We start from the raw sequence: 23,700 nt of genomic DNA, 5'->3' as shown, positions 1-23,700 counted from the left end.
ATCAGAAACGCCCATCATTACAGCTGTGCTTGATGCGCGCGGCCTGATGCGCCAAAGTCGCTGATTAGCTTCCAGGTCACATTTCCCGAGACCGCCCCATTAAGCGAATAGGTTTTCGTCGCAAACGGAGCTACCCACTGCGGATCTTTTACTCGCTGTCCGCCAACGTTAATTTCATAAAAATTCATGTAGTACGGTGTTGGATTTTTCACCTGTAACTGGCCTGCGGAGCGCGTCCAGCGCAACTGTTCCGCCATATCTTCTGGCCGCTTATCTTTGAGCGCCTGGGGGCGGTAAATGAGCTTGATGCGCGTCTTTATCGCTACCTGCAACACGTTCTCTTTATCGGCGGCTTTCGAGGGGATTGATTTAATATTGACCCAATACAGAGATTCCCGGTCCGCAGCCAGATTTGAACCATCATTAAGAATTCTCATAATATTCTGCTGTTGCGCATCCAGCCTGAATAATGGCGGTGTAATCACAAACGGTGGCTTTCCGTTATCCGTATTTTCAACCCATGACTGAATTAAATAGGGCGATGAATCCGGATTATTAACGCTGAGTGAGGTTTCTTTTTTTCCTCCTTCAAAAATCACCCGGGTGCCGCCAATAATTACTCCGGCATAGGCTGTGGAACAGCCAAGAAAAAGCGCCAGGCACAGAGCCATTTTTTTCATCGATGACTTTCCGTTAGGTTAAATATTGGGTCGGGGTTACCGACCCAATAAGGTAATAACTTAGTTATAATTCATGGTGAAAGTCGCAACGGCGTTAGCCGGACCCGCGGTCACCGTGTCTGACATGGCGATATAACGGGCGTAGAAAGGCAGATCGTTTTCTACGTTAGCCTGCAGCGGGTAGGCGCTGGACGGTGTAAACAGCGGCAGTACAGCCTGAGTACGATCGGAAAGCTGGATACCTACGCCAGTGGCCACGCCGCTTTCTTCAGTCAGCGCCAGGACAGAGTCGTCACCTGAATAAGCGGTACCGTCAAATTTTACGGTGGCGCTGGTGATCGTATCCGGGCAATCCTTCAGCTTTAGAGAGAATTTAGTGGCGGAAGCGGTAGAACCCGCACCAGTAAAGGTGCTTTTATTTACCTTACCCAGATCGACGGTCATTTTGTTACCGGCACCGATATCAACAGTACAGGCTGCATCCACGATTTCACCTTCAAAATTAACGGTACCATCATAAGCCTGCGCGGAAACGCTGCCAGCCAGTAACATCATCCCTACCGCAGTAAGAGAAAGACCAGTTTTCATGTTCATAGAATTTCCTTTATATAAACATATTATTGGCGGTGAAAATTTATTTAGCGATATTGCTGTTTCACCATTATTTATTCCGTATGCATAACTCTCCGTAGCGGAGGTATACACGCAGGAACAATCCTTTAAAGTACGAGCTCATCTTTATGCTCACGATGTCCGCCTTGTTAAGGTTATGCCCGAGAATGCCAGGCACAACCTGAATGCGTCATATCAGTGAGATTCAAGATGTATTAATTATGTGTCCGGTTTTCTTAAAAGAGAAAGTGAAGTGTTTTTTGTGGAGAAAAAAAGAAAATAAATTTATGATTGCAACTCACAGAGTCGGAAGTAGAGAAAATAACATAAAATGTAAAACCCTTTGTTTTTTGTGGGGTGTTGTCGTTGGGTATTAGTAGTATCGCCATTTTTCCTATCATGATTCTGGCAGGCCGCGAGATATTTTATATGGTGTGTTGATGGTGATTTCAGCGTTATGAATTCATTAAAAATCAGTTAACTCGAAGCTGATGGCACAGAGTAGGATAACTCCTGTCTGCGAATCTCCGGAAACGCAGCAACGGCGCAATCAGGCATTAGATATGATGATTGATGCATTCTGTAAGATTTTTTATTCAATCCTTATAAAGGAAGGAGAGTTAGATGAAACATTTCAGGCTATTATTTCATCAAATCTTGATGTTGAAAATTTCAGTATGTGCAGAATATTCCTATATTGAATTAGTTTTCAGTTGTTTAACCTTTCTGGTTATCGGAGTTCATTTTTTATGAAATTTCGTATCTGTATGTTTTTTAAAGTTAAAAAAATGGAGCTGAATAATGATAATTAGCTGGTTGAGATTGTACGTATTTTCATCTTTTGCTATGAAGTATTCTGAACGCATATGTCAGGCATGGTAGAATGGTATTAATAATCAATGTGTTATGAGGGTTAAGGAAAGTGCACAAAGCGATGTCTGTATGAAAAGCAACCCTTCATAAAATTAATTTACTTCAGCTAAATATTATAATAATATCCTTATGACATATGGAACTTTCCTGAAACATATATTCATGCTTACAATGGATGTGATACCGTATGCATAATCACTATATCATTAATAGTAAAGTTGAATTCCGCCCCGCAGTCAGTACATTGAAACCCCTTGATGGTCATGGCTCTGAGGTAGAATTAAACTCACCCGCTGCACGTTGTCTTTTGTTGTTAATTCATAAACAGGGTGAAATCATCGGGCAGCAGGAGTTCATGGATGAAGTTTGGGGGAAGAATGGAATACATGTGACTTCAAACACTTATTATCAGAATATATCAATATTACGTAAAGCACTAAAGAAGGCTGGAATTGATGACGAGATCATCGTAACCATTCCAAGGGTAGGGCTAACGTTAGCAAGTGAGACGCAGGTTGTCTGTGAAGGCCGCGAGAGTAAACCTCCAGTATCTCCAGCGGAACATTCAGCAAGGAGCGAACAGAGTAAAGAGAGTCCCGATAGCAACATTCAGAACAGCATACTTGAGATATCTTCAGAGAAACCACAACCCACGGTCATAGGCGGCTCTCCCCCGCTCACTGAAGCCAGAATACCACGCGCTCATTTTAATGGTTGTATCTCTCCTGGTATCTTATGCCTGGTGGCGGGGGTTCTTTTCTTCTGGTGGACACAGCATCATACGCAAAAAAATTACTACTCGAATTACCAGTTTATCTACCAGGGAAAGGGATGCAAAATTTATGCTTACCATCTTCTTAAAACTCAAAGCTTCAAAAACGAAGTGATTAACTGGGGCATGAAGTTTTCTTCCGATTGCGCTATCCATCCTTATATCTATATAGATAAATATGAAATATTACCCCGTGTCTCCGTGATACGTTGTGATAAAGAGATCAATAAAAACAATGAGTGCATATCTGAGTATTTTGTAGAGTAATACTAATGAAGCGAGTGATGATAATAGCTTGTGTCGTGTTTTCCATTGTAGCTGCTATGCTGGTGATAGAGATACATGTCAGAGAAGAGACCGATGATGGTTTCTCTTGTATCGCGAGTTACATACAACACAGCAAAGGATTTCGTATAAATATGATGGTCAGTTACACCTTTGGCGCCAGAAACGGCATCATCAATCTGACCGGTATAGCGACAGATGAAACGGGAAAGATATGGTCACTAGATCGTCGGGTCATTTTTCAGTACTACCGTGAAGAAAACATTTATTTCTTAAAATCGGTACGGACCACCAGGTTTCCGAATGATAATGCGGATACCATGATGCTCAACAGATATATCCCTTCATTTTATCTGAAAGATTCTCAGGAAATAGTCTTGAAAATTTTGCCTAACGGGAGCAATAACTATCTATTTTTTCTGGATCCAATACCGATGTATAACTGTAAGCTCGCCCTCTGAAATTGTGTGACGGGTTTCTGCGTCTTCGGCTATCGTTCCGCTTTTGGGTTGGAAATAATGCAATATCGAACGGGGGCTGGTTTTCTGCATCGCGGATAATATTGCGGTTGGTATGCTTTGCGGCTTGTGAAGCTGCGGTGAATAAAAATAAATAAAACTTCACATGACCATAAAATCGCCAGGTCGTATAAAGTAACAGTTAATCCACTAAAAGCTACGCGGCTTTTGTTGTGCAACTTTGCTTTTACATAGAGCAATCGTTATCTTCTCAGGGAACGAAACTATGAAACCATGGCGTTTACATCAAACTGCCCTAAAATATCCGCCGCGCATATTTGCGAAATGGCGTAGGATATATGTTTTTCCTTTTATTGGTACCGGTCTGTTAGCGTTTCACTTTGGTATTTACGCCGCTACGCTCAATAGCCTGAATGATACTGACTTTATGCAGCCAGGTTTTAGCGTAAATCCGGGCGATTCCGTAGTTGCGACATTAAGCGATACAGAAGGAACGGGTTATGGGGTTCTGAATAAAGAACGTGGCGGCCGTTTTTCACTTTCCCGGGATGTGACCGTAACCAGTAATAATGGTGCTCCCTGGTCCCGCGGCATCATGATGAACGGTGATGCCAGCTCCCTCAGTGCCGATCGTCTGGTTGTGAATAGCAGCGGTGCTTTTGCCGAAGGCATTGCCGTTAATGGCGATGATGTTCAGGTCGAATTAGGTTCCAGCAGCCGAATTAACGTAATCAGTCAGAGCGATCCTGTCCAGGCTGCAGGGATTTACCTGCGGGGCAATTCGCAACTGATGGCGAATGAGCTGTCTATTGCCACAGACGGCAATAATACCGAAGGGCTGCATATTGAGAATGAAGGTACCCGGGCGAACCTGGGAGAGAGCAGCAGCATCACTACGGCCGGGCGGAACAGCGCCGGTATTTATATCTTTGGTGCCAATGGCGATCCGCAAAACGGTCAGTCTTCTTTGACCGCTTCCCGTCTGAACATTCATACCTCCGGGGATAATGCTTACGGCATCAATATTCAGGCCGGTGCGGACGTACAGTTGGGCAGCGGTAGTTCCGTAATGACTGGCGGTGCCAACGCGATTGGGGTTTGGGCCGTGGGGGAGCACTTACAGATGCGGGGGGAAGCGCTGGCGATAAACACCCAGGGTGCAGGTGCCAGTGCCCTGGAAGCTGGATATGGCGCTCAGGTCGATATCGGCCCCGGGAGCCAGCTTTTTTCCGCCAGAGGGATAGGACTGGTCTCTGTGGAAACGGGAACCGTCGTCAGTTATCACGGCGATAAAAGCCACCGGAATATTGTGACCTCCCTTGCGGGGGTGGGGGCATCCGCTCAGTCCGGGGGCGAGCTTAATCTGGCGCATACCCAAATCGCCGTAACGGGACGACATCAACCTGATAAACCGGGTTATGGGCTGTGGGCCATTACCGGTGGCCGTATAAACGGAGAAGCGCTGACAATTCAGGGCGCGTTGGGTAACCGTGGGGTTTATGCGACTTCAGGTGGTGAAATTACGCTAACGGATTCTCTGTCAGTTGCGATGGCGGGGGCGGATGAGATCGCCATAATGACGGACAGCAGTGAGGATTACGGTTCAGGAACCGGGCGTATCCGCGCCAGCGGTGTGATCGACCTGCTGGGCGGCGTGAAGGCCGACACTGGCTCCATCGATATGGTGATGCAGCCAGGCTCTGTCTGGACGGGAGCCTCCGCTACGGCGAGCGAAAACGGTGCGATGTTAAATGTGGCTATGACCGGTAGCCGCTGGAATATGACCGGGGATTCCAGTGTGAGTACGCTTCAAATGGCCGGTGGTCTGGTTTCTTTCGCGTCAGAGCGGCCGGGAACTACGCTGACCGTAGGCCGATTAAGCGGAAGCGGCCGCTTTGCGCTGAAGACTGATATCGTGAGCGGCGGAGTGAATAACCATAGCGATAAACTCGTGGTGACCGGGGCCAGCGCCGGAAATCATCTGTTGGATTTCGCTAATCAGGGTAGCGCCGCTACGAACGGTAATGAACGTCTCACCGTGGTGGAAACGCCGGACGGCAAAGCCACATTTACCGGTACGCATAATGTTGAGCTGGGGGGTTATCTGTACGAATTGCATAAGCAGGGAACCGACTGGGTTCTTCGTGCAACTGCGCCCGATACGCCCGAAATACCGCCGAACGATGGGGATGATGTAACGCCGGATACGCCGGAAGATAATAATAACGGACAGCCGGAGACTCCGACCGGGCCGATAACCAGCACGGCGGATGCCGGAGCCAGCTTCCTGAATATCGGCTATTTGCTCAATTTTGCGGAGATCCAGACTTTGATGCAGCGAATAGGGGATCTGAGGCAGAGTCGCCGTGGCGGCAATATGTGGATTCGCGGTTATGCCGGACGATTTGACAGCTTTTCTGGCGGTAAGCTGAGCCAGTTTACGCTGGACTATAGTGGTACCCAGTTCGGGGCGGACAAGAGATTTTTTGACGATATCCCTCTTTATACCGGGGTTTTTATGAGTATGACTCACGGCAGTTCCGATTACCGCAGCGGTGATGGGGGCGTGAAGGCCCACAGCGTGGGGGTTTATGGTTCCTGGGTAGCGGTGAACGGCTTTTACAGTGACACTGTGCTGAAATATACGCATCTGAAAAACAGTTTTAACGTTCTGGATTCCGAAGGGCGGGGCGTTGGAGGCCAGGGGAATTCGGGGGGCGTGAGTCTGTCTGTGGAAGCGGGGCGAAAATTTTCCCTGAGTGGTAAGGCGTTGAGAAACGGTTTTTACCTGGAGCCGCAGGCTCAGCTGACGTGGAGCCACCAGAACGCTTCGCATCTTCGCGCCAGTAATGGACTGCGAATTGATCTGGGCAGCTATGAGTCATTGCTCGGGCGTGCCAGTATGCTGTTAGGGTATGAAGTCGACCATCGCGATATCGCGCTGAATGTTTACCTGAAGAGCGGTTATTTGCATGAGTTTAAAGGCGATGCTGGATACCAACTTAATGGCTCGCAGGAACAACATCGCTTTCGCGGCGGCTGGTGGAATAATGGTCTGGGCTTCAGCGCGCAGTTTAAGCAACATCATACTCTCTATTTTGATGTAGACAGTTCGACGGGGTACCAGTTTAATCAGCGCCAGGCGAATCTGGGTTATCGCTACAGCTTCTGATTTACTGCTGCCGGTTCTTCCCGGTTGGTATAGGGAGAACCGGCATAATGATAATCAATCGGGTTGAATACGGCACGAATTCAGACTCTCAAAGATTATGACGATTGTATTTAAAAGTTGCCAATGAATTGTTTTACCGTAGGTGAACGTTCGAATTTTCTCCAGGCTAAAGCTACATCGGTTTTTAATCTGCTTTTTTTTATTTGATGAAAGGTGATATGTGGATGTTGAAAACATGTCATGGACTCCGGAATAAATGCGAAACCAAAACCGGCTGCGACCATACTTATAGATGAAGAAAACTGAGACGCCTGGATTTTGTTATCCATATTAATCCCTGCCTGCTGGCAGGTCTGATAGATCAGCTCGTAAAGCCCTGGTGCCACTTCCTGTGGAAATATAATGACAGGTGTTCCCGTTAATTCATCAAGCGATAGTTCAGCCTGCCTGGCTAAGGGGTGGCTGTGATGCAATCCAACCAGCATCTGTTCCCTGGCAATCATCCGCAGATTAAAAAACTGACTACTGTCGCAGGGCAGGCGCACAAAAGCGGCGTCAATCCTGCCTTCGTCCAGTTCATGCATCAGTGTCGCCATGTTCGCTTCTTTCTGATAAAGCGCAACGTTCGGATAATCTTTATGAAACTGATAAATCGTGGAAAATATTTTGGGATGAAAAGCATTGGAACTGGTTACACCCAGATACAATTTTCCATTAACGCCGCGGGCAATACCTTTCGCCTTTTCAAGGGCCGCATCGCTTAGCGCAATTATCTTACAGGCATCCTCATAAAAGTTTCTTCCCGCTTCAGTCAATTCTACACTCCGGGTCAGCCGGTGCAGCAGTGGAGTACCGACTTCTCTTTCTAATCTTTGAATTTGCTGGCTAAGCGGGGGTTGCGAAATTCCTAAAGATTCAGCAGCCCTGGAAAAATTTTTATTTTGTGCTACGGCGATAAAATAGCGGAGATAACGAAGCTCCATATAAAAACCTCCCTCATCCTGACGGTCTTTGGCTCTATATCAGAAATAAATTGAATTCGTATGTTCTGTATATTGGAACTGTTTGCTGAAACGAGTCAATAATTAATCGTCTTTCCAACCTGTTTTTAAAACGAGGGAACAAGGCATGACTCATGCAACCAATTGTTCTTGCGAGGAAAACCTGATTCAAATGATTTTGGGTTTTTCAGAGGATAACCCAGAGCTCGTGATATATCAGACCTCGCTAATGAGCGCGCTACTCAGCGGCGTGTACGAAGGCGAGACGACAATCGCGCAACTGATGACCCGGGGGGACTTCGGCTTGGGTACCTTTAACGAACTGGACGGCGAGCTGATCGCTTTTAGCCAGGAGGTATACCAGCTACGCGCCGACGGAAGCGCGCGCGTGGCGCTGCCGGATCAGAAAACCCCTTTCGCCGTGATGACCTGGTTCAGGCCTCAGTATCGGTTACAGATCGATCGCACTATCAGCCGACAAAAACTGCATGACATTATCGACGCCCGGATCCCATCCGATAACATCTTTTGCGCACTACGCATCGACGGGCATTTCCGCCACGCGCATACCCGTACTGTACCAAGACAGACCCCACCATACCGGGCTATGACCGACGTGCTCGACGACCAGCCGGTATTTCGCTTTAACGGCCGGCATGGGGTTCTGGTGGGATTCCGTACGCCGCAGCATATGCAGGGGATTAACGTCGCTGGCTACCACGAACACTTTATTACCGACGATCGTCAGGGGGGCGGGCACCTCCTGGATTACCAGCTCGAACATGGCGTACTGACCTTCGGCGAAATTCACAAGCTGGTCATCGATCTGCCGAAAGACAGCGCTTTCCTGAATGCAAATCTGCATCCCGACAATCTTGATGCCGCTATCCGCGCGGTAGAGAACTAACTCTATATCTGAAGGAGGAGTCATCATGGATAATGAAAACCATACCCGGCAATGGGCCTGCGGCGCTGATATGGTCGTTGGTCAGCTTGAGGCCCAGGGGGTAAAGCACGTTTTCGGGATACCAGGCGCTAAAATCGATAAGGTTTTTGATTCCCTTCTCGATTCGTCCATTCAGCTCGTGCCCGTCCGTCATGAGGCCAATGCGGCCTTTATGGCCGCTGCTGTGGGCCGAATTACCGGCAACGCGGGTGTGGCGCTGGTAACGTCCGGACCTGGCTGCTCCAATCTGATTACCGGGATGGCGACGGCAAATTCAGAAGGCGACCCGGTCGTTGCGCTGGGGGGAGCGGTCAAACGTTCAGATAAAGCTAAACTGGTTCATCAGAGCATGGACACCGTGGCGATGTTCAGCCCGGTAACCAAGTATGCAGTGGAAGTTACCTCCTCCGACGCGATTGCCGAAGTCGTCTCTAACGCGTTTCGCGTTGCCGAACAGGGGCGTCCCGGCAGCGCATTCGTCAGCCTTCCCCAGGATATCGTCGATCAACCCGCGGTCGGCAGAATTCTGCCCGCCAATGGCGTCCCGCGTTCCGGCGCTGCGCCGGACGCGGATATCGCCCGGGTGGCCAGGATGATCGCTTCGGCTAAAAACCCGGTATTTCTGCTCGGGTTAATGGCCAGTCAGCGGGAAAACAGCGCCACTCTTCATCAACTGCTGGAAAAGAGTCGCGTTCCGGTGACCAGTACCTACCAGGCGGCCGGGGCGGTGAATCAGCAAAATTTCACTCATTTTGCCGGGCGCGTCGGACTGTTCAATAACCAGGCTGGCGATCGATTGCTGCAACTGGCGGATCTGATTATCTGCATCGGCTATAGCCCGGTGGAATATGAACCGTCGATGTGGAATACCGGTGACGCCACTCTGGTGCATATCGATGTCATGCCCGCCTATGAAGAGCGTAATTACATTCCGGACATTGAGCTGGTGGGGGATATCGCAAGTACCCTGGGTAAGCTGGCCGGGCATATTGAAAAGCCCCTGACGCTGTCGCCCCGGGCTGCCGAGATCCTGCTGGATCGACGCCATCAGCGCGATCTTCTGAATCGTAAGGGTGCGCAGCTTAATCAGTTTGCTCTGCACCCGCTGCGTATCGTGCGCGCCATGCAGGATATCGTGAACAGCGATGTCACCCTGACGGTGGATATGGGTAGCTTTCATATCTGGATCGCTCGCTACCTGTACAGCTTCCGCGCCCGTCAAATGATGATCTCCAATGGTCAGCAGACCATGGGGGTGGCGCTACCCTGGGCCATTGGTGCCTGGCTGGTGAACCCGGATCGTAAAGTGGTTTCTGTTTCCGGAGATGGTGGCTTTCTGCAATCGAGTATGGAGCTGGAAACGGCCGTGCGGCTCGGTGCCAATATTTTGCACATTATCTGGGTTGATAACGGCTACAACATGGTGGCGATTCAGGAACAGAAAAAATATCAGCGGTTATCTGGCGTCGACTTCGGCCCGGTGGATTTCAAAGTGTATGCAGAGGCTTTTGGGGCGAGAGGGTTCGCCGTGGAAAGCGCGGAAAGCCTTGAGCCTACTCTGCGTACCGCGATGGACGTTCAGGGCCCCGCGGTGGTCGCGATTCCAGTGGATTACAGTGATAACCCGCGACTGATGGGCCAGCTCCATCTCAGTCAGATTCTATGAGTAACCAGAAGGATTGTGTAATGAAAAAAGTTGCATTGGTCACCGGCGCCGGTCAGGGGATCGGTAAAGCCATCGCCCTGCGCCTGGCCAGAGACGGCTTTGCCGTCGCTGTTGCTGACTATAATAGCGAAACTGCGAATGCCGTTGCGCAGGAGATTAAAGGCTATGGCGGTGAGGCTATGGCCGTAACGGTAGACGTATCAGATCGCGAGCGGGTGTTAGCCGCCGTGGAAGAGGTGCGCCGGGAACTAAAAGGGTTTGATGTTATCGTCAATAATGCGGGGATAGCCCCCTCTACGCCCATTGAATCCATAACGCCGGAGGTAGTCGATAAGGTTTATAACATCAACGTTAAAGGCGTTATCTGGGGGATTCAGGCCGCGGTGAAAGCCTTTAAAGTGGAAGGCCACGGCGGAAAAATCATTAACGCCTGTTCTCAGGCTGGCCATGTGGGTAACCCGGAACTGGCGGTATACAGCTCCAGTAAATTCGCGGTTCGCGGTTTGACTCAGACTGCGGCCCGGGAGCTGGCGTCTTTAGGCATTACTGTGAATAGTTACTGCCCTGGGATTGTTAAAACGCCAATGTGGTCGGAGATCGATCGTCAGATCTCAGAGGCCGCTGGTAAGCCTCTGGGCTATGGCACCGAAGAGTTTGCCAAACGTATTACCCTGGGCCGTCTGTCAGAACCGGAAGATGTGGCCGCCTGCGTCTCTTATCTGGCGGGGCCGGATTCGGATTATATGACTGGTCAGTCACTGCTTATCGATGGTGGTATGGTTTTTAACTAATAGTGGTTTAGGCTCTGACATGGCCTGTGCTCCTGTCGCATTGCGGTAGGAGCTTTTTTATCAGTAATAATAATTGGCAACAAAATATTTTTACTCTGGTAAATAATGAAAGAGATCAGTGGCATTAACAATGTTGTATAGAATAATCTGCCTGATTCAGTATCTTTGATGTCTCCAACTCTCTTTTCCATAAAAATTACTAAAACGAGAGGGTTTCTTAGTTTTGTTGAACTTTATGGCATATTCCTGGCTATGTGTAACTGGTTTTTTCATTATCATGTATTTGTCATGAATTCTTATTCAGGATTCCTGGTGAACGGCGATATTAAATTTTATATGGCCATATCCTGAAGAGACAGGAGTTGTGATATTACTTATGGCGCGATCATTCTTTATTATTTAAATTACATTAAAATCAATTGGTTGGATGTGATTTTTGTCTTGTGTTATTTTCAGGTGATGGTGGAGTTATATGGCCGATTATCGATAATTACCTCCTGGCGTTGATGACTGATAAGAATTTTGCCTCATTGACAATTAATTTTACCGGAGCAACTATTGTCTGGCATTATGCAACATAACAGGAGTTATATTATGGATAGTCATATTCTGGAAACTTTCCCTGTCTCATATTCTTATTCTGATTTCACTAACTGGTCAAAAGAGGTTACTGGTAGTCATATTCTCACCTGTGCGCCGGCCAACCAGCAGGAATTGCTGGCGGTGGTCAATTGGGCGTATAAAAATAATTATCATGTTCGTCCGGTGGGAATGAAACATAACTGGTCTACCCTGACGATTGCTAACGGTGATAATAACAGTAGCGTGCTGCTGGTGGATTTAACGAAGAAACTGACCAAAGTTTCTATTACTAAAGAGGGAGAACATGGTTTTGTTACGGCGCAAACCGGAATCGCCATGCAGACGCTGATGACGGAGCTGGAAAAGCAGAAGCTGGGGTTTTACGCCACACCAGCGCCAGGAGATCTGACGTTGGGCGGGGTGTTGGCTATCGGTGGTCACGGCACCTGCATCCCCGCAGCCGAAGAGGCACTGGCGGAAGGGGGAAGCTATGGTTCAGTAAGCAACAGCATTGTGTCTCTTAGCGCCGTAGTGTGGAATGCGCAGTCCGGCGAATATGAACTTAAAACCTTTAAGCGTGACGACGCGGAAATCGCGGCCTTTATGGTACATGTCGGTCGCGCGCTGATTTTTGAGGCCACTCTCCAGGTTCCGCGCAACCGGCGCCTGCGCTGCCAGAGTTATGTCAATGTGCCTGCTAAAGAGCTTTTCGCCGCGGAGGATTCCGGCCAGCGCACGTTCACTCACTTTCTGGAACAGTGCGGGCGGGCCGAGATCATCTGGTTCCCCTTTACCGAAAATCCCTGGTTAAAAATATGGACGCTGGAAGATCATTATCCGGTAACCGCTAAGCCGGTAAACGCACCGTTTAACTATCCGTTTTCAGATAATCTGCCCGTGCAGATTTCCGATCTGATTAAAAAGATCAATAACGGTGCACCGGAGTTTACGCCGGATCTGGGCAAGGCGCAGATGGAGCTGGTGAGCATCGGGCTGGGGGCAACGCTTTCCGGCGATCTCTGGGGCTGGAGCAAAGATTTACTGTTGTATGTTAAGCCGAGTACGCTGCGGGTCACGGCCAACGGTTACGCGATTATTACCCGCCGTGACAATATACAAAGGGTGCTGAATGATTTCGCCGTGAAGTATGAAGAGATGGTCAGCCGTTATAAAGAGAGAAACTCTTATCCGATGAATGGCCCGATTGAAGTACGCGTTACCGGACTGGATAAGGCCCGGGACAGTACGGTAGCGAACGCCGTCACGGCCGATCTCTCGGCGATACGTCCGGTGGATGATAAACCTGAATGGGATACCGCTATCTGGTTAGATATTTTAACCATGCCGGATACTCCGGACGCAAATAAGTTTTATCACGAAATGGAAACATGGATTTATAGCCATTTTAGCGGTGATTACGCTACCGTAAGGGTCGAGTGGAGTAAAGGCTGGGCTTATACCGACCAGGCCGCATGGGCCGCTGACGAAGTGATGAGTAAAGAAATCCCTCAAAGCTTTGGTGGCAGTTGGCAACATGCCCGGGATGTATTGGATAAATACGATCCTCACTATCTTTTTTCATCGCCGCTGATCAACACCTTCTTTAATTCAGAGAAGTAAACTCTGTTTTTTCTTAGACTAAAGCCACCATCCGGTGGCTTTATTATTTTGACGCGAAAAAATAATAAAAGCCGCCTGATATTTCAGGCGGCTTTTATCGGTTTGCCTGGTCAGTCAGGACGTTTTATCGTTATCAGGCCCCCCACTCCTCCTCGAAGTGATAATCAATGCGGCTGGTGTCGCCGCCCAGCAGGCCGCCTACGTCGGCAACGGTCTTGAATGCCGCATATCCTAAGGAGTCTGCCAGATAGTGAATCCCCCCCAGGCCAACTGCGTTGAACGTCTGGCCTACGGAAGAAACCAGTCGGGTATTCAGAATATCGTTGGAAACCTTAACGGCATCCACGACGGTGTCTCCGACAAAACCCAGGGTGTCAGAAATAATCCCGGCGCCAGCAACCATTTCAATTTCATTAACGGTTAGTTCTTTCATAGATAAACTCCTTTGACTCTCATGTTCATACGCGATGCGTCAACGTCGCGCGCTTTTCCTTATGCTCAATCAAGTGGGACTAAGGAACTTGAATCCTTTTTAATATTTAAAGCACCGGCTTGGTGAACGGTCAAATAATATTTCTTCATCGTATCCAGACCTGTTTTTAAAATGAAAAATATTCTCAAGGATAGTTCTTATTTTATATTGTTATACCTCTATTTATTCCTGGTTATTATTCCTGATTAATGATGGGGGTAGTTTTTTATAATGCTGGTTATTAACGTAATTAGTGGGTTGTGAATATCTGTGATAAGGTTTTTGTGATGAAAATTAATTATTTCTTTTTGTGTTTTTTTTCAGCGTGAGAAATTTTCTGAAATTGATGTTTAACACCATAGCGCTTCAACCGGCGTCTTTGCGTCATAGTGCCAGGCGATCTGGGCCTGAAGGAGTTCGGCGCAGGCCAGAGCATCGGTCAAAGCATTATGCGCCGGGTAGTGGGGCAGGTTGTAGCGGGCGCGGCTTTCCGGCAGGCGCAGCGATACCCGTTTCCGGCCCATGAGCAGTCGTGCCGCCAGACTAACAGAGCTGTGACGGTGCAGGCGGGCTTCCAGCGCCAGGGTGTCGATACAGGGGAAGACGATCCCTTCGCCGATGCGGCGCTTAAGGGCGGCATCCAGAAACTGTCGCTCTATTCCACGATGGTGGACCACCAGCACATGACCGGCCATCCGTTCCAGTAGCGTGATAAACAGGGCGTTCAGATCCGGCGCTTTCGCCACCTCGGAATGGGTGATGCCGTGAATCACCACGGATTCGTCGCGCAGCGCCGTCCGGGGCTTCAGAAGCCAGTGCTGGCTGTGCAGCAGGCGAATGCGCTGAAGGGTCATCGGCACCAGGCCGATGCTGACAATATCATTGCGTCGGGCGTCGATGCCGGTGGTTTCAAAGTCCATAGCCAGTAACGGCACCTGGTCGATGGCGGTATCAGAGGGAACGGCGCCCGCCTGGTAGAACGCCTGTAGCGCGGGGTGTCGCGCCTGGCGGGCAAGGGCGGCCATTCGGGTAGCCCAGTCCTGGGATTCACTCTCTACGCCGGATCGTCGCGGCGCCGCTTTTAGCGGATGTTTGCCTATATAAAACACCATGCCTCAGCGTATTCGGCCCGCCTGATAGCGGTATTTCAGGAATTTCTGGGCGTTACTCAGGATCTGGAAGGCGTCTTTCAGGTTTTTGCGTTCGAAATCCGACAGCTTTTCCGGCTCGATATTATTGTCGGGCGGGCGTCGGGCATCCAGATCCAGCGCCTGATGGCGAATGCGAACCATCGAGATAAACTCCAGCGCGTCGCGCAGATCCTGGCCCCGACCGTGGGGCAGAATATCGGCCTCAATAATATCCTGTAGCCGTTCAAAGGAGTTGCGGGCCCGGGAGCCGACCGCCAGGGCATGTACCCGGATCAGATCCGCCAGCGGGGCGGTGCCGCGCCGTTTCATATTGATGGAACGGCTGTGGTCACCGGAAGGCTCCATCACAAATCCCTTAAAGAAACCGAGCGGCGGCGTGCGTAGCAGCGCGTTGCGCGCCATGCAGGCCAGAAAACGGGCATTATGGCGCACCTGCCGGGTAACGGTCTGATTTAGGCGATCGGCCCATTCGGTTTTCCCCCACACGCCGTCGAGATCGAAAAAGATGGCGCACTCAAGCAGCGTCTGTGGCGTGGGCTGACCGATCCAGTCGGCGAAGTAGCCTTCCCACACGGCAAGGGGCTGACGCCAGCGGGCGGTGGTCGCCATAATTCCGCCGCTGCAGTAGCGGTAGCCGCAGGCCGCCAGACCATCGCTCACAAAGGTTGCCAGTTGAAGAAACCAGCCGTCGTGGCGAGCGGGATCGAAGCGGTTGTCGAGCACCAGCGCGTTATCCTGGTCGGTGACGATAAGCTGCTCCTGACGCGCCATCGAGCCCAGCGCCAGAAAGCAGTAGGGCACCGGCGGTGGGCCAAACTGCTGTTCCGCCAGCTCCAGCAGCCGCTGGGTAAAGCTGCGGCCAATCACTGCCATGGCGCTGCCGATCATCTTCGAGTTGGCATCTTCACGCACAATGCGCCGGAAGCAGTCGCGAACTTCGCCGCTCAGGGCGCTCAGTTCGCTGACGCTGTTGGCGTGGAAGATGCGCCTGACCACAAACAGGCTGTTCTGGGACTCGTAGCGGATAATATCCGACTGAGATATCACCCCGATGGGTTGTCCCTGTTTCAGTACCGGCAGATGGTGCACGTTGTGGCGCATCATGGTCAGCATGGCCTCGAATACCATCTGGTGATGTTCACAGTGAATCAGCTCCGGGGTCATGATTTCGCCGACCGGGGTATCAACGCTCAGGCCTCTGGCGATAACCCGGGTTCGCAGGTCGCGATCGGTGAGCATACCGGCCATTCGTGCGGCGTTGCCCATAGCGCCTTCCGGTACTCCTGGGTGCATCACCAGCAGGGAAGAAACCCCTTCGGCGCTCATAATCGTGGCGGCCTCCCGAACGCTGCCGGAGGTTTCGATGGTTACCGGTTTACGGCCAATCAGCGTATCGATAGGCGAGGTGAGCAGTTCGTTGGCGTCTTCGGTACGGGCCACGGTGTGGCGCAGCCGGGTGCGATCCTCCACCTCGACCACGTCGGCGAAGGATTCATATTGGGCAAACAGTTGATGGAATACCGGCGCAGGTATCAGCCAGGCCAAAGTATCTTCCAGGGCGGTGACCGGGAAGCGCACGCTGCTTTCGCGCAGCAGGCCGAACTGGCCGAAATAACCTCCGGCGCTGAGGCGATTATAAAGCTCGCCGTTACGCCGGTAGACTTCAACGGCGCCGCTGCGCACCACGTACCAGGCGTCCACCTGCTGGCCGAAAGTCAGGATCCTGGTGCCCGCTTTGAAATAGCTGACCTCGATCCCGGCGGCCACCTGGGCCAGCGCCTCGTCAGGCAGCGCGTCGAACGGTGGGTAGCTGCGCAGAAAGGCGATGATTTCCTGATGTTCGGCCTGCATTTTTTAGCCCTGCTCCGTGCCTGGGGCGGAGCGATAGCGCGGCTCCGAGGCCAGTCCCTTAAGCACTGAAAATGCGGCAATCAACAGGACGATGGCGAACGGAAGTCCGGTAGAGAGCACCATGGTTTGCAGCGCCACCAGGCCGCCGCCCAGCAGCAGGGCTATCGCCACCACCCCCTGAAAACTGCACCAGAATACCCGCTGCGGTGTGGGGGCGTTAACTTTGCCACCCGCCGAGATAATGTCGATAACCAGCGAGCCGGAATCCGACGAGGTGACGAAGAACACCACCACCAGCAGAATGCCGATAAGCGAGGTTACCTTCGCCAGCGGCAGGGTATCAAGCATGGTAAACAGCTGTAGTGGCAGCTCCGCGTCGGCAATGGCCTGATATCCCTGATTGAAATACTGGAAGATAGTGGTGTCGCCCAGAATGGTCATCCACATCACGCAGGCCAGTGATGGAACGATCAGCACCGAGATAATAAACTCGCGCACGCTCCGGCCACGGGAAACGCGGGCGATAAACATGCCGACGAACGGCGACCAGGAGATCCACCAGGCCCAGTAGAAGGCGGTCCAACTGGCGACGAAGTTGCTGTCTTCGCGCCCGAAAGGGTTAGACAGCGCGGGCAGGTATTGCAGATAAGCCCCCAGGTTAGTGAAAAAGCCGGTCAACAGCGCAAGCGTAGGGCCGACGATGATAACGAACAGCAGCAGCAGAGCCGCCAGCATCATGTTGATTTCAGAGAGCCGACGTACTCCCTTTTCCAGCCCGGCCACCACCGACACGGTAGTAATGGCGGTAATGCCAATGACCAGCAGGATCTGTGTGGTCTGGCCCATCGGGATATCGAACAGGTAATTCAGCCCGGAAGCCGCCTGGGCGGCGCCTAATCCCAGGGAGGTCGCCAGGCCAAACAGCGTGGCCAGCACCGCCAGAATATCGATGATATGCCCGGGCCAGCCCCAGACCGAATCCCCCAGCAGCGGATAAAACACCGAACGCATGGTCAGGGGCAGGCCCTTATTAAAGGAGAATAGCGCCAGTCCCAGCGCCAGAATGGCATAAATCGCCCAGGGGTGGAGCGCCCAGTGAAAGATGGTGGTCGCCATAGCCAGATGGCGGGCGCTTTCCGGGGAGCCGGCCGCCGCGCCCAGCGGCGCGGCGTCAGTGCGAACGCCGTTTTCAACGCTGATTCCTCCCAGCGAGCTGGAAAAGTGCGACAGCGGTTCAGAAACGCCATAAAACATCAGCCCGATGCCCATCCCGGCGGCGAACAGCATGGAAAACCAGCTCAGATAGCTATAGTCCGGCCTGGCCAGGGTGCCGCCCAACCGGACCTTGCCCAAAGGGGAAAAGACCAGTCCCAGACAGAGAATCACGAAGATATTGCCGGTGCTCAGAAAAAACCAGCTCAGGTTGGTGGTCAGCCAGGTGAGTACGCTTTTGAAGACAGGTTCGACCTGGTTATGAAACACCAGCGTCAGCACGACGAAAATCACGACCGACATGCCGGAGATAACAAAAACGCGGTTATGGATATCCAGCCCGAACGGGCCGACGCTGACCACGATATTGTCCTGGCCCACCTGATAGTCGGTGTCGTAGGGGTTAACCTCACCATCGGGTACCATCGGATCTTTTGAATCCGTCATAGTGATTCCTCCCAGGGAATGGTTGGTGATTGCCTGAAGCCTGCGTGGGGCTGGCCACAGCTTCCGATCAGTCAGCCCATTCCGGACGGATAATAACGGTGCTGTCGCGCTGCGAAATGCCTGGCAACGTCTTACTGGGGTTGATTTGCGACATCCGGCCCGGGCAAGGTCTGGCGGTGATTTCCGGTCGGTCTGATGACCTGAAGCGTCGTGATTTGGCATTTTCTGGCGTCCATTTGCCGTAATAATGAAGGCTGACATTTCATTCAGGCTCCCGGGAGAAGAGGATGAGTATCAGCGTCTTTGATCTGTTCAAGATTGGTGTCGGCCCTTCCAGTTCACACACCGTGGGACCGATGCGGGCCGCGCAGCGGTTTGTCCAACAATTAAGCGACCAGGGCGTGCGTGAGGCGGTGCGACGCGTCACGGTGGATCTGTTCGGCTCCCTGAGCGCCACCGGCGTGGGGCACGGTACCGATAAGGCGACGCTGATGGGGCTGATGGGCGAATCGCCGGAAACGGTCGACCCCCAAACCATCGAGCCCGCCATTCGGGCGGTGTGCGAAACCGGCTTTCTGACCCTGGCCGGGGGCGAGTGCGTGGAGTTCGACTGGAATCGCGATCTGCATTTTGTTGATGAGGTGCTCCCTTATCACCCCAACGCCATGCGTCTGACCGCCTTCGATGCCCGGGGCGTGGTCTATGCCAATACCTACTATTCGGTGGGGGGCGGCTTTGTGCTGGATGAGAGTGAAGCCACCGCCACCGCCCATCTGGTACCCCAGGTGGTTCTGCCTTACGACTTTAACTCCGGCGCTGAACTGCTGGCGCACTGCCGGGAGCAGGGGTTAAGGGTCAGCGAACTGATGCTGGAAAACGAAAAGGTGTGGCGCGACGAAACGGCGATTCGCATCGGGCTTGCCGGTATCTGGCAGGCGATGCAGGCGTGCATCGCTCAGGGGCTGGAAAACGAGGGCGTATTACCGGGCGGGCTGAACGTGAAGCGGCGGGCCCCGGGTCTGTATCGCTCCCTGCGGCAGGCCACCGGAGCGAATGTGATCGGCACTACGCTATCGGCCATGGACTGGATCAACCTCTATGCGCTGGCGGTTAACGAAGAGAATGCTGCGGGTGGGCGCATGGTCACGGCGCCTACCAATGGCGCTGCCGGTATCATTCCGGCGGTGTTGATGTATTACATGCGTTTTAGCGAGCGGGCCGGGGATGATGACGTGGTGGACTTTCTGCTGGCGGCGGCAGCGGTTGGGGCGCTGTGTAAGAAAAATGCCTCGATCTCGGGGGCCGAGGTGGGCTGCCAGGGCGAAGTCGGCTCCGCCTGCGCGATGGCCGCCGCGGGGTTGACCGACGTGCTGGGCGGCACCCCGGAGCAGGTGGAAAACGCGGCCGAGATTGCGCTGGAGCATAACCTGGGGCTGACCTGCGATCCGGTGGCCGGGCTGGTACAGGTGCCCTGTATCGAGCGTAACGCTATCGCCGCCATGAAGGCGATCAACGCCGCCCAGATGGCGCTACGCGGGGACGGTCAGCACTTTGTTTCACTCGATAAAGTTATTCGTACCATGCGCGATACCGGGCGGGATATGCAGGATAAGTATAAGGAAACCTCACGTGGGGGACTGGCGGTGAATGCGATTGAGTGTTGATGCCATCCTGAACTGATGTCTGCCCTGATCCGGGGCAGACGCACCAAAAAAGCATATAGAAACAGGCGATTACCCTGCTCAGCACGAAACGTGCCATCTCTGTTTTTATGATTCCGACAGCGGCGCTATATCACTCCCGATGAATGATTATCGGGAGATTGCGCATATATTTTTAATGTAAAAAGGAAGTGGTACATATGTTGCTTTATTGTTGTTTGTGGAAGTTAAGAGGTATCAGACCCGTTTGTTCCCTCTCCTGACTGAGAGACAACAGAGGCAAGAGCATATGTCTGAAACAAATGAATCACCCCAGGGTTGTACCGATAATTACAAGACACGTACCGTTGGTTTTTTACTGGTCAATAACTTCACCATGATGGCGCTGGCAACGGCGGTAGAGCCGCTGCGTATGGCGAACCAGTTAAGCGGCCGCGAGCTGTATGACTGGCATACCATCAGTGAAGACGGTGATACGGTGATGGCCAGCGATGGCATTAGCATTACCCCGGATTGCTCCATGGCTGACTCCAGCGCGCTGGATGTGCTGATTGTGGTGGGGGGAGTAAACATTACCCGCAGTTACAGCCGCCGCCAGATTAGCTGGCTGCAGATGATGGCGCGCAAACATATTCTGATCGGCGGCGTTTGTACCGGCCCTTATGTGCTGGCGGCCGCCGGGTTGCTGGATGGCTATCACTGTAGCGCCCACTGGGAATGTATTGCCTCCATGCAGGAAGCCTGGCCCAAAGTACGATGCACCAACCAGCTTTTCGTCATCGAGCGCGACCGCATGACCTGTAGCGGCGGTACGGTGCCGATGGACATGATGCTGAGCATGATCAAACGCGACTTCGGCTATCAGCTGACGGCGGCGATCTCGGAGATGTTTATCTGCGATAGGGTACGCAACGAATCTGACTATCAACGCATACCGCTGCGCCACGTGCTGGGAACCGCCCAGCCGAATCTGGTGGAAGCGGTGTCGCTGATGGAAGCGAATATCGAAGAAGCGATAGAACTGGATGAGCTGGCCGCCTATGTGGGGCTTTCCCGCCGCCAGCTTGAACGCCTGTTTCAGAAGTACCTGCAATGCTCGCCTTCCCGCTACTACATGAAGCTTCGCCTGTTTCGGGCCCGGCAGTTGCTTAAGCAGACTTCGATGTCGATTATCGAGATAGCCCTGGCCTGCGGTTTTGTCTCAACGCCGCACTTCAGCAAATGCTACCGCGAACATATCGGCATTCCACCGCGCGAAGAGCGGCGCGGCATACGCAGCCAGGAGCAGAGCGAAACCGTGCCGCAGCTGGTGACCACCGCACTGCCCGGTCTGAACGGTAAGAAAGAGCGCTCCGCCACTGCGGTGGCGGTACGTGCCCTGAGCGAGGCGCGCTTCGAACCTACCTACGGCTCGGTGGCGCTGGGCTGGACTTCGCCGCCCTGAGGTTTGCGGCCGCCTGCCCGTATGGGGCAGGCGGCATGGCGGGGCTATGCGGCCCAGTCTTCCAGGGTTAATCCCGGCACCCGCTCAAATTCCTTCACATTATTGGTGACAAGGATGGCGCCAGCGGCGATGGCATGCCCGGCAATGGCCGTATCGTTGGGCCCGATGGGCGTACCGGCGGCGGTAAGCGTTGCTTTCAGCTCAGTGGTTTCATCCACTGCGGCGCGGTCCCACGGCATAACAGCGTCAAGACGGATACAGAAGGCCTCTACCAGCTGCGCATGGCGCGGCGACGCTTTTTTACCGAGGGTACCGAAGCGCATTTCGGCATAGGTAATAGCCGACACCACAATGCGATGACGCTGCATGACCGCCTGCTCCAGACGCCGAATCACGGCTTCCGGCTGCTCACGCATGATATAAGAGCAGATACAGGTGTCCAGCATATAGGTTTTGGTCATAGCTTAACGCGCCCCTCGTCATTCACAATCTCTTCACGTTCCGTCATGAAGTCCGCATCGGCTTTCTCTTCCAGCAGGAACGATCCCCAGCTCGGTTTGATCGGCCGCAGAAGGATAGTGTCGCCTTCACGGGTAATCTCCAGTTCGTTAACGCCCTCAAAATCCAGATCCCTGGGTAAGCGGATCGCGCGGTTATTGCCGTTTTTAAACACAGATACCGTTCTCATCGTGATGGTCCCCGCCAGGTAAAAGAGTGCCCTGTTGCATATGGCGAGTATATGCCTGAATTCCCATTCTGTATAGGTCTGGCATATGCTTTTCTTCCACTCTGACGATAGCCCTGGTTTAAAGGTGGTTTTATGGTGCACTAAATTTTCTTCGGCGCGAGAGTTTGATTCGAAATGCCCGGGACGCCTCGACATTTTTTCACCGGCGGCGGGCTGCGCTCCGGGTCAGCCAGGTGACGCTTTCAGAACACTTTCCCGTCGTTGATAACCCTATGCTGTCGGACATCATGGTGTTACAGACAGAGGGTGGAGAGATGAACGCAGAACAGTTGCACAACGACGCCATCGTCATTGATGGCCTGGTGATCGCGAAGTGGGACCGCGAGCTTTTTGAGGATATGCGCCGCGGCGGCCTGACCGCAGCGAACTGTACGGTATCGGTGTGGGAAGGGTTCCAGAGCACCGTGAACAACATCGTCGCGATGAACGCGCTGATCGAGCAGAATTCCGATCTGGTCATTAAGGTGCGCAACACCGACGATATTCGCCGTGCCAAAGCGGCAGGGAAAACCGGCGTGCTGATGGGCTTTCAGAACGCTCACGCCTTTGAAGACCAGCTTGGCTACGTTCAGATCTTTAAGGATCTTGGGATCGGCGTTGTGCAGATGGCCTACAACACCCAAAACCTGGTGGGCACCGGCTGCTACGAGCGCGACGGCGGGCTTTCCGGCTATGGCCGGGAGGTGGTGGCCGAAATGAACCGCGCGGGCATCATGTGCGATCTCTCCCACGTGGGGGCCAAAACCTCTGAAGAGGTGATCCTGGCCTCTGAAAAACCAGTCTGCTATTCCCACTGCCTGCCTTCCGGCCTGAAGGATCATCCGCGCAACAAGTCCGATGCCGAACTGAAGTTTATTGCCGATCGCGGTGGCTTTGTCGGCGTCACTATGTTTACGCCGTTCCTGAAAAATGGCATTCACTCCACCATTGACGACTACGTTGAAGCCATCGAATACATCTTCAACCTGGTGGGTGAAGACCAGATAGGTATCGGGACTGACTTTACCCAGGGCCAGGATCAGGCCTTTTTCGAATGGCTCACCCATGACAAAGGCTACGCCCGTCATCTGACCGACTTCGGCAAGATAATCAACCCGGAAGGGATCCGCACCCTTGGCGAATTCCCCAATCTGACCGAAGCCCTGCTGCGCCACGGGTTCAGCGAACATCAGGTACGCAAAATTATGGGCGAGAACTGGGTGCGCGTTCTGGCCGAAGTATGGGGCGAATAACTG

At 52.5% G+C, this 23,700-nt stretch carries 19 protein-coding genes; 10 read left to right on the top strand and 9 right to left on the bottom strand.

Annotated features, from left to right (window positions below):
* Positions 1 to 17 precede the first annotated feature (17 nt).
* Both FEM41_RS01400 and FEM41_RS01395 read right to left on the bottom strand, forming a co-directional pair.
* Positions 18 to 680 (bottom strand): fimbrial biogenesis chaperone, encoded by a 663-nt coding sequence (locus FEM41_RS01400; RefSeq protein WP_138093721.1) that lies wholly within the window; start codon positions 678 to 680, stop codon positions 18 to 20.
* A gap of 60 nt (positions 681 to 740) precedes the next feature.
* The gene (locus tag FEM41_RS01395; RefSeq protein ID WP_138099079.1) at positions 741 to 1,268 is read right to left on the bottom strand and encodes a fimbrial protein; all 528 of its coding nucleotides are present in this window, start codon (positions 1,266 to 1,268) and stop codon (positions 741 to 743) included.
* A 1,084-nt stretch (positions 1,269 to 2,352) separates the two neighbouring features.
* Between FEM41_RS01395 and FEM41_RS01390 the strand changes: the two genes are divergently transcribed.
* The 3 genes from FEM41_RS01390 (at position 2,353) to FEM41_RS01380 (ending at position 6,873) form a co-directional block, all read left to right on the top strand.
* The gene (locus FEM41_RS01390) at positions 2,353 to 3,204 is read left to right on the top strand and encodes a winged helix-turn-helix domain-containing protein (protein ID WP_138093719.1); all 852 of its coding nucleotides are present in this window, start codon (positions 2,353 to 2,355) and stop codon (positions 3,202 to 3,204) included.
* Positions 3,205 to 3,209: 5 nt separating this feature from the next.
* The gene (locus tag FEM41_RS01385) at positions 3,210 to 3,683 is read left to right on the top strand and encodes a hypothetical protein (RefSeq protein WP_138093717.1); all 474 of its coding nucleotides are present in this window, start codon (positions 3,210 to 3,212) and stop codon (positions 3,681 to 3,683) included.
* Positions 3,684 to 4,128: 445 nt separating this feature from the next.
* Positions 4,129 to 6,873: an autotransporter outer membrane beta-barrel domain-containing protein gene (locus FEM41_RS01380; protein WP_168198749.1), complete on the top strand. Its 2,745-nt coding sequence runs from the start codon at positions 4,129 to 4,131 to the stop codon at positions 6,871 to 6,873.
* A gap of 110 nt (positions 6,874 to 6,983) precedes the next feature.
* Here FEM41_RS01380 and FEM41_RS01375 read toward each other — a convergent pair whose 3' ends face one another.
* Positions 6,984 to 7,856, bottom strand: coding sequence for a LysR family transcriptional regulator (locus FEM41_RS01375; RefSeq protein ID WP_138093711.1), 873 nt, complete (start codon positions 7,854 to 7,856; stop codon positions 6,984 to 6,986).
* A gap of 145 nt (positions 7,857 to 8,001) precedes the next feature.
* On the opposite strand from FEM41_RS01375, the gene budA reads away from it, so the two are divergent.
* From budA to FEM41_RS01355, 4 genes are all read left to right on the top strand, one after another.
* A complete protein-coding gene (gene budA / locus FEM41_RS01370) occupies positions 8,002 to 8,781 on the top strand; it encodes an acetolactate decarboxylase (RefSeq protein WP_138093708.1) in 780 nt (259 codons plus the stop codon).
* 25 nt (positions 8,782 to 8,806) lie between these two features.
* Positions 8,807 to 10,486 (top strand): acetolactate synthase AlsS, encoded by a 1,680-nt coding sequence (gene alsS, locus FEM41_RS01365; RefSeq protein ID WP_138093705.1) that lies wholly within the window; start codon positions 8,807 to 8,809, stop codon positions 10,484 to 10,486.
* A gap of 20 nt (positions 10,487 to 10,506) precedes the next feature.
* Entirely contained in the window at positions 10,507 to 11,277 is a 771-nt protein-coding gene (locus FEM41_RS01360; RefSeq protein ID WP_138093702.1) for a (S)-acetoin forming diacetyl reductase, read from the top strand.
* A gap of 594 nt (positions 11,278 to 11,871) precedes the next feature.
* Positions 11,872 to 13,479, top strand: coding sequence for a cholesterol oxidase substrate-binding domain-containing protein (locus tag FEM41_RS01355; protein WP_138093699.1), 1,608 nt, complete (start codon positions 11,872 to 11,874; stop codon positions 13,477 to 13,479).
* A 133-nt stretch (positions 13,480 to 13,612) separates the two neighbouring features.
* Here FEM41_RS01355 and FEM41_RS01350 read toward each other — a convergent pair whose 3' ends face one another.
* From FEM41_RS01350 to FEM41_RS01335, 4 genes are all read right to left on the bottom strand, one after another.
* On the bottom strand, positions 13,613 to 13,912 hold the full coding sequence (locus tag FEM41_RS01350) for a hypothetical protein (protein WP_138093696.1): 300 nt from the start codon (positions 13,910 to 13,912) through the stop codon (positions 13,613 to 13,615).
* A 389-nt stretch (positions 13,913 to 14,301) separates the two neighbouring features.
* Positions 14,302 to 15,063: a 3'-5' exonuclease gene (locus FEM41_RS01345; RefSeq protein WP_138093692.1), complete on the bottom strand. Its 762-nt coding sequence runs from the start codon at positions 15,061 to 15,063 to the stop codon at positions 14,302 to 14,304.
* A gap of 3 nt (positions 15,064 to 15,066) precedes the next feature.
* A complete protein-coding gene (locus FEM41_RS01340; RefSeq protein ID WP_138093689.1) occupies positions 15,067 to 16,953 on the bottom strand; it encodes a DUF294 nucleotidyltransferase-like domain-containing protein in 1,887 nt (628 codons plus the stop codon).
* 3 nt (positions 16,954 to 16,956) lie between these two features.
* The gene (locus FEM41_RS01335; protein ID WP_138093686.1) at positions 16,957 to 18,612 is read right to left on the bottom strand and encodes a BCCT family transporter; all 1,656 of its coding nucleotides are present in this window, start codon (positions 18,610 to 18,612) and stop codon (positions 16,957 to 16,959) included.
* A gap of 287 nt (positions 18,613 to 18,899) precedes the next feature.
* Here FEM41_RS01335 and FEM41_RS01330 point away from each other — a divergent pair, with 287 nt between their 5' ends.
* Both FEM41_RS01330 and gbdR read left to right on the top strand, forming a co-directional pair.
* Positions 18,900 to 20,276, top strand: a complete 1,377-nt coding sequence (locus FEM41_RS01330) for an L-serine ammonia-lyase (RefSeq protein ID WP_138093683.1) — start codon at positions 18,900 to 18,902, stop codon at positions 20,274 to 20,276.
* Between the two features lie 286 nt (positions 20,277 to 20,562).
* A complete protein-coding gene (gene gbdR / locus FEM41_RS01325) occupies positions 20,563 to 21,717 on the top strand; it encodes a choline metabolism transcriptional regulator GbdR (RefSeq protein WP_138093680.1) in 1,155 nt (384 codons plus the stop codon).
* A 44-nt stretch (positions 21,718 to 21,761) separates the two neighbouring features.
* Here gbdR and FEM41_RS01320 read toward each other — a convergent pair whose 3' ends face one another.
* Positions 21,762 to 22,178 carry a type II toxin-antitoxin system VapC family toxin gene (locus FEM41_RS01320; protein ID WP_138093677.1) on the bottom strand — a complete coding sequence of 139 codons (417 nt, stop codon included), beginning with the start codon at positions 22,176 to 22,178 and terminating at the stop codon, positions 21,762 to 21,764.
* The gene (vapB, locus tag FEM41_RS01315; protein ID WP_138093674.1) at positions 22,175 to 22,405 is read right to left on the bottom strand and encodes a type II toxin-antitoxin system VapB family antitoxin; all 231 of its coding nucleotides are present in this window, start codon (positions 22,403 to 22,405) and stop codon (positions 22,175 to 22,177) included. Before vapB ends, FEM41_RS01320 begins: the two co-directional genes overlap by 4 nt.
* 233 nt (positions 22,406 to 22,638) lie before the next feature.
* On the opposite strand from vapB, the gene FEM41_RS01310 reads away from it, so the two are divergent.
* A complete protein-coding gene (locus tag FEM41_RS01310) occupies positions 22,639 to 23,697 on the top strand; it encodes a dipeptidase (RefSeq protein ID WP_431810057.1) in 1,059 nt (352 codons plus the stop codon).
* Positions 23,698 to 23,700 lie beyond the last annotated feature (3 nt).

It is taken from the genome of Jejubacter calystegiae (assembly GCF_005671395.1).
Classification (GTDB): Bacteria; Pseudomonadota; Gammaproteobacteria; order Enterobacterales; family Enterobacteriaceae; genus Jejubacter; species Jejubacter calystegiae.
This window is presented reverse-complemented; position numbering and strand designations above follow the sequence as displayed.

Coding starts and splice junctions, on each gene's coding strand:
- FEM41_RS01330 (WP_138093683.1), top strand. CDS start 18,900: ATGAGTATCAGCGTCTTTGATCTGTTCAAGATTGGTGTCGGCCCTTCC.
- FEM41_RS01400 (WP_138093721.1), bottom strand. CDS start 680: ATGAAAAAAATGGCTCTGTGCCTGGCGCTTTTTCTTGGCTGTTCCACA.
- FEM41_RS01385 (WP_138093717.1), top strand. CDS start 3,210: ATGAAGCGAGTGATGATAATAGCTTGTGTCGTGTTTTCCATTGTAGCT.
- alsS (WP_138093705.1), top strand. CDS start 8,807: ATGGATAATGAAAACCATACCCGGCAATGGGCCTGCGGCGCTGATATG.
- FEM41_RS01320 (WP_138093677.1), bottom strand. CDS start 22,178: ATGACCAAAACCTATATGCTGGACACCTGTATCTGCTCTTATATCATG.
- FEM41_RS01355 (WP_138093699.1), top strand. CDS start 11,872: ATGGATAGTCATATTCTGGAAACTTTCCCTGTCTCATATTCTTATTCT.
- FEM41_RS01350 (WP_138093696.1), bottom strand. CDS start 13,912: ATGAAAGAACTAACCGTTAATGAAATTGAAATGGTTGCTGGCGCCGGG.
- FEM41_RS01390 (WP_138093719.1), top strand. CDS start 2,353: ATGCATAATCACTATATCATTAATAGTAAAGTTGAATTCCGCCCCGCA.
- vapB (WP_138093674.1), bottom strand. CDS start 22,405: ATGAGAACGGTATCTGTGTTTAAAAACGGCAATAACCGCGCGATCCGC.
- FEM41_RS01395 (WP_138099079.1), bottom strand. CDS start 1,268: ATGAAAACTGGTCTTTCTCTTACTGCGGTAGGGATGATGTTACTGGCT.
- gbdR (WP_138093680.1), top strand. CDS start 20,563: ATGTCTGAAACAAATGAATCACCCCAGGGTTGTACCGATAATTACAAG.
- FEM41_RS01340 (WP_138093689.1), bottom strand. CDS start 16,953: ATGCAGGCCGAACATCAGGAAATCATCGCCTTTCTGCGCAGCTACCCA.
- FEM41_RS01345 (WP_138093692.1), bottom strand. CDS start 15,063: ATGGTGTTTTATATAGGCAAACATCCGCTAAAAGCGGCGCCGCGACGA.
- FEM41_RS01380 (WP_168198749.1), top strand. CDS start 4,129: ATGCAGCCAGGTTTTAGCGTAAATCCGGGCGATTCCGTAGTTGCGACA.
- FEM41_RS01360 (WP_138093702.1), top strand. CDS start 10,507: ATGAAAAAAGTTGCATTGGTCACCGGCGCCGGTCAGGGGATCGGTAAA.
- FEM41_RS01375 (WP_138093711.1), bottom strand. CDS start 7,856: ATGGAGCTTCGTTATCTCCGCTATTTTATCGCCGTAGCACAAAATAAA.
- FEM41_RS01335 (WP_138093686.1), bottom strand. CDS start 18,612: ATGACGGATTCAAAAGATCCGATGGTACCCGATGGTGAGGTTAACCCC.
- budA (WP_138093708.1), top strand. CDS start 8,002: ATGACTCATGCAACCAATTGTTCTTGCGAGGAAAACCTGATTCAAATG.